The 8,650-nt window shown below is 62.5% G+C and carries 7 protein-coding genes; 1 reads left to right on the top strand and 6 read right to left on the bottom strand.

Annotated features, from left to right (window positions below; all coding sequences use genetic code 11):
* The first annotated feature begins 825 nt into the window (after positions 1–825).
* Positions 826–1,308 (top strand): MFS transporter, encoded by a 483-nt coding sequence (locus tag P0D73_RS45540; protein ID WP_408259082.1) that lies wholly within the window; start codon positions 826–828, stop codon positions 1,306–1,308.
* Between the two features lie 262 nt (positions 1,309–1,570).
* On the opposite strand, the gene P0D73_RS45535 is transcribed toward P0D73_RS45540, so the two are convergent.
* From P0D73_RS45535 to imuA, 6 genes are all read right to left on the bottom strand, one after another.
* Positions 1,571–2,086, bottom strand: a complete 516-nt coding sequence (locus P0D73_RS45535; RefSeq protein ID WP_408259079.1) for a hypothetical protein — start codon at positions 2,084–2,086, stop codon at positions 1,571–1,573.
* 53 nt (positions 2,087–2,139) lie between these two features.
* Positions 2,140–2,418, bottom strand: a complete 279-nt coding sequence (locus P0D73_RS45530; RefSeq protein WP_408259076.1) for a hypothetical protein — start codon at positions 2,416–2,418, stop codon at positions 2,140–2,142.
* A gap of 129 nt (positions 2,419–2,547) precedes the next feature.
* Positions 2,548–2,847: a DUF2471 family protein gene (locus tag P0D73_RS45525; protein WP_408259073.1), complete on the bottom strand. Its 300-nt coding sequence runs from the start codon at positions 2,845–2,847 to the stop codon at positions 2,548–2,550.
* An 18-nt stretch (positions 2,848–2,865) separates the two neighbouring features.
* Entirely contained in the window at positions 2,866–6,012 is a 3,147-nt protein-coding gene (locus tag P0D73_RS45520) for an error-prone DNA polymerase (protein ID WP_408259070.1), read from the bottom strand.
* 3 nt (positions 6,013–6,015) lie between these two features.
* On the bottom strand, positions 6,016–7,491 hold the full coding sequence (locus tag P0D73_RS45515) for a Y-family DNA polymerase (protein ID WP_408259068.1): 1,476 nt from the start codon (positions 7,489–7,491) through the stop codon (positions 6,016–6,018).
* On the bottom strand, positions 7,421–8,128 hold the full coding sequence (gene imuA, locus P0D73_RS45510) for a translesion DNA synthesis-associated protein ImuA (RefSeq protein ID WP_408259065.1): 708 nt from the start codon (positions 8,126–8,128) through the stop codon (positions 7,421–7,423). The genes P0D73_RS45515 and imuA overlap by 71 nt, the downstream gene beginning before the upstream one ends.
* Between the last annotated feature and the right edge of the window lie 522 nt (positions 8,129–8,650).

The raw sequence follows: 8,650 nt of genomic DNA, 5'->3' as shown, positions 1-8,650 counted from the left end.
GCATCATTTGCTGCAACCAAAGCTGGCGTCGCAGTGGAGTGGACGTCTGCGATCGACTTTAAGACGCCGGTGCCGACGAACTGATACCGATCTCGCTCTCCAGACATTGGGGTCTTTTTTTCCGTCATCTGCAGCCACGCTAGGATGCAAACGAAGGACTTATGAACAAGAAGGCGCTCTCTAAACTATGGACTTTTCTTAGTTCTATCACGACCATGTTTGGGATCTTTGCTTGGTCGAGAATTGCGGGGATGACAGTTAAGAACGATGACTTTGGGATTCTTGGGAGGCCTTCCATCGAGACGCCCATACTCAGTGTGCCCGCACTTTCAATCCTGATGGTCTGTACGTGTTGGGTAGCCCGTTACTACCGTAGATCCTTTGGAGGCCCGACGTGGCCCGAGCGGTTTCCAATTTTCTATTTTGAGTCGGAGGACGTCGATGTAACAACACACGGCGGACGACTGTATCAGCGTTGGTGTGTCTGCCTGTTCGGCATCGTGCCAGCGATTTGCCTATATGTCGTTTTCGCTCGATTTCTATCTGGAGCTGTTTTTTGCAATGGTGACCAAACGAAACAGATCGTCGCCCAGGTCCAGTTCTTACTAGGACAAATAGGCACCTGCGGCAGCTTTTATAGATTCGCTAGTCCAGACGGACCGCAGTACTACCCCTTGATAACACCGTGGGCGTACGTGGTACTTGTCGGGGGTACGTCATGGTATTGGGTTTTGACCCTCGGTGGTATTTGCTCGTGGAAAAGATCATGGCGCTAGGCACTAGCCGAGCACTCAAGATGAGCGTGAACGCAAACTAGGTGTTCGATTGGAACAAGCAGTCTCTCGAGGGGATCCCCTCGGCGTCGACGATCGTGAATCTGGCTTGCTGCGGGTCATTGTGAATGAGGCCAGCTATGGGCGGCGCGGGACACAGGTTGGTGGTCTTTGGCGCGCGAGCCTGCTGGTCGCGGCGATCTCGATGTTTGTCTCGGCAGGCGCGTCGCCGCTAGTGTCGATGATCGCGTTGTGTCTCGCGGTAGGTGGCCTCTGGGCCGTCCAGCCGATCTTCTGGTCGATGCTCGCGAGCTACCTCGGCGGCATGGCGGTCGTCTCGGGCGTCGCCATGGTGAACACGATCGGCAACATCGGCAACTTCGTCTCGCCGAACGTGAAGGCATGGGCCGACGCGAGCTTCGGATCCAGCGTGGCCGGACTCTCTGTTGAGCTGTGCCGTCGTGCTGGCAGCGCTGCCCTTATCGGCAGGCGGCGTTCTTCGCAGCCCGCAGTTGTGAAGGCCGTCTACACGTGAAGCGGTGGAATGACGGCGGCGAGTATCGGACACGATTCGCGAATGGCCCGGTGCTTATGCTGCCGTTTTCTGGCGATCTGGCAACGCTATATCAAGCGAGCCCGCTTCGATAGCGGGTGACGCTCGCTGCTTTTTCGACCGGCCATTCGAAATATAAAATATCGGCCGGACCGTTGGTCGTCTGGTGTACCTTCCGAAGCCGTCACTCAAGGAGCCGCAGGCCGGACGGCTGCTGCGGGTCGATTTGGGACGGTCGGTAGGTCTACGGAAATGTCTTGTCCGAGGGTGAATCTTCCAGCCACTCGAGAAGGGACGGGCGAATGGTGAAACGCGGCCGGGCAAGCCAGTCGGTTACCGCGCTTCGAACGTCTGGCAGGACGTCCTCAATCTCGAAGGGGACCGCAACGACTTCGGGCTCATCGGCGGACAGGTGCGCCCCGTACAACTGGCCAGCGTCCAAGTACAGGACTGCGTCGTCAGTGATGTCGGCAGTTGTCCCGGGCGAACGGTCCCGGAGGAGCATGCCGATGGTTGCGCAGTCTTTTTCGAGGTCGGCGCCAAGGCCGGCGGTCCTATATCTGCGACGGCCCAGCCCTGCCGTCACGTACGCCAGCCTGACGAAGGCGAAGGCTTGCGGACCTAATTCCCGCTCACTGCAGCCTGTGTACGCGCAGAAATGCTCAAAATCGTCTAACGGCGTGTGCCCAAGGTCGTTCTTCGGGAGGGCGCGCTTTCCGATCAGAAGTTCGAGTAGTTTGTCCGGTTTTCCATAGCACATAGTCGGTCTCCCAATGACGGCACGGATATCGGAGCAAAACCGGTTCCTGGCTGTTATCGAGCCACGCACGCAAATGTGAGCTCAGACTCTTGCGGAGTCCAGCCGCGCACCCCGTGGGTCTGCATATCGACCTGATGCATCTGCTTGCCCTGCTGCCTGCAATACTCGTCTGCCCGTTTGAGGCTCGACGCCTTTATTTCTCCCCAGGAAGTCATGCCGCCGCGCACCTGCGTGGCCACCGTGTAGTGGCCATCACCGGCTGGCGTGACTTCGGAAATTGAGGTGCATGCCGCGAGAGCGGCCACCGCGGTGAAGGCAATTAGAAGCTTCATATTGATTTTTATCGGTCTGTGTTTAGGGATCACGAACGGTCAAAAGCTTGAGCATCTGCAGGAGACCGCGTTCGGGCGGTTTCGTCCCCGAACATAACGGCCTCCCGTGCGTGATCTTAAGAGACATGGTCAGTGGACCTGCCGCCACGCACGTTCCAGCGCGGCGAATACGATGGGCACGAAGTCGTGTCCCTCAAACGACGCGGCCCGGTCATCGTTGGGATAGGACAGGACTGCAGGCGCGCAGATCATCTGCAGCAGCCGGTCGCTGAACTGCCCAGTGGACGACACTTCAGCCAGCACCTCTTCCTCCATCTGATGCAGCAGCTTCCAGGTCAGAACGCCCTTTGAGCGGTGCCGTGCAACAACGCGTGGCACGACTACTTCAGCCGCGGCCTGCGCATCAAACAGGACGTTGTAGTTCGTCATCGACATTTCCTTGTTAAGTCAGTGAAAATTCCGGCTCGCCGTCGGCAGATCGCCTAGCAGGTGCGACACATCGACGAGCCGCTGCGCAACTAGATGCTTGACGTCGCCTTCGCACTGCCAGACGCCATAGACCGCGAGCAGCGATGACCCGAGCGCCTCGCGCCGCTGCCGCTCGAGAACCGACTGCCAGACGATCACATTGACCGACCCCGTCTCGTCCTCCAGCGTCATGAACATCACGCCGTTCGCGGTGCCGGGGCGCTGCCGCACCGTGACAATGCCGCAGCCGCGTGCGAGCTGCCCGTTGCGATAGCGCATCAGGGCTTCAGCGGGCATCAGGCGCATGGCCAGCAGCTTTTCGCGCAGCAGCGCGAGCGGGTGCCGGCCGAGCGTCAGGCCGGTCGAGCGGTAGTCCGCAATCAGATCCTGTCCTTCCGTCGGTGCGGTGAGCGTCGGCGCTTCTTCCTGGCGAGCGGTGGCCCGCAACAGATCCTTCTCCGGCACCGCGGCGACTGCCGCCCATAGCGCCTGACGCCGGTCGCCGGCGAGCCGCTTCAGTGCATTGGCGGCCGCAAGCACCTGAAGGTCGTGGCGATCAAGCTGTGCGCGGTTGGCGAGGTCGGCCACGTCGCGGAACTGCCTCACGGCGCGTGCGGCTTCAATGCGCCGGGCGGATTCCTCGCGCATGCCGCGCGCCACGGACATGCCAAGACGCACCGGCGCCATACTCCCGTCGCCCTCCATCGTTGAATCCCATCCACTGATCGTCACATCGACCGGCAGCACGCCCACGCCGTGCCGTTTCGCGTCCTGCACAAGCTGTGAGGGCGAGTAGAAGCCCATCGGCTGGCTATTGAGCATCGCGCACAGGAAGGCGGCAGGCTCATGGCGCTTCAGCCAGCAGCTTGCGTAGACGAGTAGCGCAAAACTCGCCGCGTGGCTCTCCGGGAAACCGTACTCGCCGAAGCCCTGGATCTGCGCGAAGATGGATTCCGCAAACTCCCGGTCATAACCTCGTTGCAGCATGCCTTCAACAATGCGGTCGTGATAGTGCTGCAGTCCGCCCTTGCGTTTCCACGCAGCCATCGCGCGACGCAGCTGATCTGCCTCGCCGGCGCTGAAGCCTGCCGCGAGCATCGCGACCTGCATCACCTGCTCCTGGAAGATCGGCACGCCCATCGTGCGCTTGAGTGCCTGTTCGACTTCGGGGCTCGGGTAAGAGACGGGCTCGAGGCCTTGCCGCCGACGCAGGTACGGATGAACCATCCCACCCTGGATTGGGCCGGGACGAACGATCGCCACTTCGATCACGAGATCGTAGAACTCGCGTGGCCGCAGGCGCGGCAGCATGCTCATCTGCGCGCGCGACTCGATCTGGAACACGCCGACGGTGTCGGCCGCACAGATCATGTCGTAAGTCGCTTCGTCTTCTGGCGGGATGTCCTGCATTTCAAATGGCTCGCCGCGCTGCTGCGACACGAGGTCGAGCGTGCGGCGGATAGCCGACAGCATGCCGAGCGCTAGCACGTCGATTTTCAGCAAGCCGAGCGCTTCCAGGTCGTCCTTGTCCCATTGGATAACTGTGCGATCCGGCATCGACGCGTTTTCCACCGGCACGAGCCGCGAGAGCTTGCCGCGCGCGATCACAAAGCCGCCCGTGTGCTGCGACAGATGACGAGGGAAGCCCAGGAGCTGCGCGGCGAGCGTCGCCCACTGCTGGATCATCGGCGTGTCTGGATCGAGGCCGCTATCCACGAATCGCCGGATCAGGTCCGCGCTCGAATCAAACCAGTGATGTTCCTTCGCAACCCGATCAACGATGACGGGGTCAATGCCGAGCGCCTTGCCCGAATCGCGGATTGCCGAGCGCGGGCGGTAGCTCGTGACGGCTGCCGCCAGAGCGGCGCGCGTACGGGTGTACTTCCGGTATATGTACTGGATGACCTGTTCTCTGCGCTGGTGCTCGAAGTCCACGTCGATGTCAGGCGGCTCGGCCCGCTCTTTTGAGATGAAACGCTCGAACAGCATGCTACTGCGCGCCGGATCCACCTCGGTGACTCCTAGGCAGTAGCAAACAGCGGAGTTGGCCGCAGAGCCTCGCCCCTGACACAGGATGCCTTCATTGCGCGCGAAACGAACGATGTCGTACACGGTCAAAAAGTACGGCTCGTACTTCAGGTCGGCGATCAGTGACAGTTCGTGCTCGATCTGCACCTGAACGTTGTGCGGGATGCCGCGCGGATAACGACGTTGCGCGCCCAGATACGTTTCACCACGCAGGTAAGCGGTGGGCGTGGTGCCGGGCGGCACGAGTTCATCCGGGTACTCGTAGCGCAGTTCGTCCAGCACGAAGGAACAACGCCCGGCGATGTTCAGTGTTTGCGCCAGCGCTTCGACCGGATAGACATTGGCAAGACGCAGGCGCGAGCGCAGATGCTGCTCCGCGTTCGGGGCGAGCTCGAAGCCGCATTCAGTGACAGGCCGGTTCAGGCGGATCGCGGTCAGCGTGTCCTGCAACGGCTTGCGCGATCGCACGTGCATGAGCACCTGGCCCGTTGCAACCGCCTTCAGTGCGTGCCGTTCCGCGACGTCCAGCACAACGGTGCGATGCAGGTCATCGAGCGCGCGGGCGTGCAGTGTCAGGCCCATCCAGCAGCGGTCCTCGCCAAAAGTGCGGGCGGCCCACTCGGCCTGTGCGTCGAGGCGCGCCTCCTTCGCCGGGAATTCGGGCGTCAGGATGATGAGGCAGTCGGGCAGGGCGCGCAGATGCGCGTAAGGTGGATCGGGATGATCGAGGTCATGCGGGTAGAGCAGGTAGGTGCCCTTGGCCATGCGCGTGCGCGCAAGCGTGATGAGTTCCGACAGGTTGCCGTACCCTTCGCGGTTCCGTGCGATCGCGGTAAAGGCGAGCGCCGGCGACCCGTCGGCGTTCGTCAAACGGAAGTGCGCGCCGACCAGCAATTTGATGCCCGCTTCCTTTGCCGCGACATGCGCGCGAACGATCCCCGCGAGCGAACACTCGTCGGTAATGGCGATCGCCTCATATCCGAGTTGCGCTGCGCGCGCGGCCAGTTCCTCGGCGTGCGAAGCGCCCTGCAGGAACGTGAAGTTGGACGCGCACTGCAACTCGGCATAGCCGGGCAGGCCGAAGGAACCCGGGGCCATGACTTACCCGAACATTCCGTGCAGAAACCAGCGCGGCTCATCGTCATCGACCGCGCCGATCCGCTCCCGGAAAATCCAGTAGCAGATGTGATCGTCGCCTTCGGCCACGAAGTAATCGCGTGTCACAGGCTCGCCCTGAAACCAGCCTGCCTCGACGCGCTCGCCTGAAGAGACAGTGCGCAGCGGCGTGCCATAGAAGGGCCTTTCGCCACGCATGAGCAGCTTGATCGGAGCTTCGAGCAGCCATGTCGGGCGCGGCGTGTCCGTCGCCGGCGCGACGTACTTCGTCTTGTCCGTCACCGACACCCAGCGCGCGGCGACCTCGGGCCGATGGTCCGCAACCGGCGCGGAACGCAGCACGTTTTCGGGCCCAAGGCGCGCGACCAGCAGTTCGAGCAGCCGCGCGTGGTCGGAGGCCGTACCGCCCGGTTCGGGAAAGAGCGAGTCCGATGCCGCCTCAGCCTCCCTGACCTCCTGCACAACGAGTTGCAGCGCAATGACGGCGGCCGCCAGTTCAACACGGGTGAGCCGTTCTTTCAGCAGGCGTACAAGGTGATCCTCGCGCCATGTTGGCTCGGCAAGTGACACTTCAATCGTTGTCGGCTCGATCGCATCCCGACCGCGCTCGTGTTCGAGTAGCAGGACGATGCGCGTCACGGCAAGCTGTTTCTGTGACAGCCAGCCGGTCAACTGCACAACAAGTCGGCGCGCGGCAAAAAGACAGGCTTCGGCGTGCTCGATGCGATCCGGCAGTTCCACGCGCGCCTGGAAGGTTGGCGGCGTCTCAAACCATTCATACACTTCGGGGGCATCTCCACTGGCGCGGTCAAGCAGATCGAGTAAGGCTGTTCCGCAGCGCTTCTTGAGTCCTGCGCGGGGCAGGCGCATGAGTTGTCCGACTGTCTCGCATCCAATGCCCGTCAGCCAGTCACGATGGCGACGCGCGGGCGGGGGCAGATTGACCGGAAGCCTCGCAAGGCCGCGCCCAAGGGAGTCATGGGAAAGGTGTGCGCCGCCGCGATAGCGTGCGAGCAGCCATGCCGCCTGCCCCGTTGGTGCCACGCTGATGGTGGCGCTCACGCCGATGGCGTCGGCGACGCGGCGCGCGATGCGCCTTAGCGACCGGATGCCGCCAAAGAGTCGAAGGCTTGCGGACACATCGACCAGCACCGTGCTTTCCTCTGCGATAACCACCTGCGGTGACAGGTTCAGCAGGCCGGTCGCGACCTCCCGCGCGGCGTTGACTTCGGCTGCGCCGTCACGCTCGCGCATGAGGGTAGTTGGGGCGAGCGTCAGTACGCCGCCACGACGCATGCCGATGCATACCCCAGCGGCGCGCGCAGCCGCATCCGAGGCGATGACGCGCTCCTTTTCGAACACGGCAAGGCCTTCGGTTGCACTGTGCCCATCACGCGACCACTTCGGCCGGAACACTTCGAGGCACAACAACGGGAGATGGACGCCGATCCACAATTGCATTGCGTTTTACATTCAGAATCGGAGAGGGCGTCAACGCGACGAACAGCGGTTCGTCTCGCGCGGGGCCGCGGCGTTTCAAGAACTGGATATCGACGCCGTCCTTCGCGGCGCGGATAGCAATCCGCAGGGGTGCGGGTGACGCATCGCGTGTCGTCGCCAGTGGCCGCACCATGAAAAACAGCGACTCGGATGCCTGCGCGGCAAGGTGCAGGCGGCGCAACGATTCGGGCCGCACATGGTTCTGCCAGAAAAGCAGTGCGCCGCATGTGCCGGCGCGCAGAATCTGCTCGGCAGCCCACAGCGCGTCGGCCGTGCGGGGCGCTTTGACCGTCATGAGGTTCGCCGGATCCAGCCCCCACCAGGCGAAAGCGGTCGGCTGCAAGTCGTGGGGCGGCTGAAGCATGACGACGGGCTTCGATGCCAGCTGTCCCAATGCCGGGCGAAGCAGCCGCAGTTCGCCACAGCCAGTCTGCTGCACGAGCAGATCGGTCAGCGCGCCGCGTGGCCATCCACCGCCCGGCAGTTCGCGGGCGAGATCTGCGTCGCCACATTCGACCACCCGCGATCGCGCGCGAGCAAGTTGGTTGCCCCGCCACAAATCCTGGTGAATCGCTTCGGGCAGCGGAACTGCGCTCATGGCCCACCCCTGAAAACACTGTATAGGCATACAGTATAGCCGAGGATTGTCGACGGGGCCACGGGACAATAGGCGCACCGGGGCGTCCCTGCGGGCGCGGCACCTGCCGTGCGGCCTGCATCAGATCAAAACATATGAAGAAAGAGGCGGCCCGATGCATCACCACACGCTGGAGAGTGAACTCAAACACTTGGAAATGGTTCTGCGGCACGCTGCTAATGGCCCGTTTCCCAGTTCATATTGACACCGGCGGATTGCAGCGCTGTCCACGTCCGGTTCCTGCGGGACATACCATCGGCGGGTGGAACGTCTGAAAAATGTTCTTGCGCGTATCGACGAGACTGCGGGCTCACGTCAGCCGCTCGCTCTGGCAGCGTAACGCCCCGAGCAATAAACGGCGCCACGCTCACAAATGCGTAGCTCGAATCGCTGGGGAACTGGGTACAGACGCCCGTGCTTTACAGACTACGGCTTGGACTCATCGGTCCGCATCGGTACGCCATGGCGCGGAGCGGCTCACAC

Source organism: Paraburkholderia sp. RL18-101-BIB-B, from assembly GCF_046026985.1.
Taxonomy (GTDB): domain Bacteria; phylum Pseudomonadota; class Gammaproteobacteria; order Burkholderiales; family Burkholderiaceae; genus Paraburkholderia.
The sequence above is the reverse complement of the archived record's forward strand: the minus strand, read 5'-3'. Positions and strand labels throughout refer to the sequence as shown.